Source organism: Kaistella sp. (assembly GCF_049588135.1).
In the GTDB taxonomy this organism is placed as follows: Bacteria; Bacteroidota; Bacteroidia; order Flavobacteriales; family Weeksellaceae; genus Kaistella.
The window spans coordinates 1-1,642 of the sequence record NZ_JBAVFG010000114.1 but is presented as its reverse complement, the minus strand read 5'-3'; the positions used below and the strand labels follow the sequence as shown (position 1 = coordinate 1,642).

Genomic DNA, 1,642 nt, shown 5'->3' with positions numbered 1-1,642 from the left:
CGTGAAGATCAAAAAAATAAAAAAATAGGTTTTTCCAAAACCAATCTTCCCGAAAATTTCAAAGATAAAATTGGCAAATATTTTTGTCCGATGTTCTGCGAAGGCGATAAAACTTACGATTCTGATATTGGTTGTCCAGTTTGTCACATGCATTTGGAGGAAATTACTGATGAATTATTTGAGAAATCAAAAACAATACACACTCATTCAATACCTCATAAAACCACCAACCATCAACCATCAACTGACAACCAAGGCAAATATTATTGTCCGATGTTTTGCGAAGGCGACAAAGTTTATGATTCTAATGTTGGTTGCCCGGTTTGCGGAATGGATTTGGTGAAATATCCCGAAAAATCAAAACCTACGCAATATACTTGTCCGATGCATCCAGAAATTATTCGCGATGAGCCAGGAATTTGTCCTATTTGTGGAATGGATTTGGTTCTGATTCCTTCAAAAAATAATGATGATGAAGATAAAACGTTCAATATTTTAAAGAAAAAATTCTTAATTGCTTTGGCTTTCACCATTCCGGTTTTTATCCTTTCGATGGGCGGAATGTTTTTTGAATTTCCCTTCTCTCACCAATTTCAGGGCATTTTAGAATTAATTTTAACCCTTCCTGTTTTATTTTATGCCGGTTGGTTTTTGATGAAACGTGGCTGGATTTCCTTTAAAACCTGGAATCTCAATATGTTTTCATTAATTGCTTTGGGAGTTGCTGCGGCATTTATTTTCAGTATTGTTGCATTAATTTTTCCGAATATTTTTCCGCACGAAATTTCGCACGAAGGCAAGCCACCACTCTATTTCGAAGCAGTTTCCGTTATTCTTACTTTGGTGATTTTAGGGCAATTAATGGAAGCCGGCGCTCACAAAAAAACTGGAAATGCCATTAAAGAACTCATGAATCTTTCGCCCGACACCGCCAATTTAATCATTAATGGAAATGAGAAAAAAGTTCCACTTTCCGAAGTTAAAGTGGGTGATTTATTAAGAGTAAAACCCGGCGAAAAAGTTCCTGTTGATGGGAAAATAACCGAAGGAAATTCGAGCGTCAACGAAAGTATGATTACCGGAGAACCGATTCCTGTTGAGAAAAACGCCGATGATCGCGTAACTTCCGGAACGATTAACGGAAACGGCGTTTTCATCATGAAAGCCGAAAAAGTGGGCGACGAAACCTTGCTTTCGCAAATCATCAAAATGGTAAACGAAGCCAGCCGAAGCAAAGCTCCTATTCAAAAATTAGTGGATAAAGTGGCGAAAATTTTTGTTCCGACCGTGATTGCGATTTCTATTATTACCTTTTTTGCGTGGTTCATTTTCGGGGGCGAAAACAAATTAATTTATGCTTTTGTGAATGCGGTTGCCGTTCTCATCGTGGCATGTCCGTGTGCTTTAGGTTTGGCGACGCCGATGAGTTTGATGGTAGGAATTGGGAAAGGTGCGAAAAACGGAATCCTGATTAAAAACGCCGAAGCTTTGGAACAAATGGAAAAAGTAAACATTTTAATTACCGATAAAACCGGAACTTTAACCGAAGGAAAACCAAGTTTGAACGAGATTTTTGTTTCAGAAAATTCAGATAAAAATTTGATTTTAAAATTAGCGGCTTCTTTGAATCAAAATTCCGAAC

The 1,642-nt window shown here is 37.5% G+C and carries 1 protein-coding gene; it reads left to right on the top strand.

Annotated elements, in window-relative coordinates:
- Positions 1–1,642: HAD-IC family P-type ATPase (locus WBY99_RS06580; RefSeq protein ID WP_423975536.1), on the top strand; the 1,642-nt coding region annotated here is incomplete at both ends.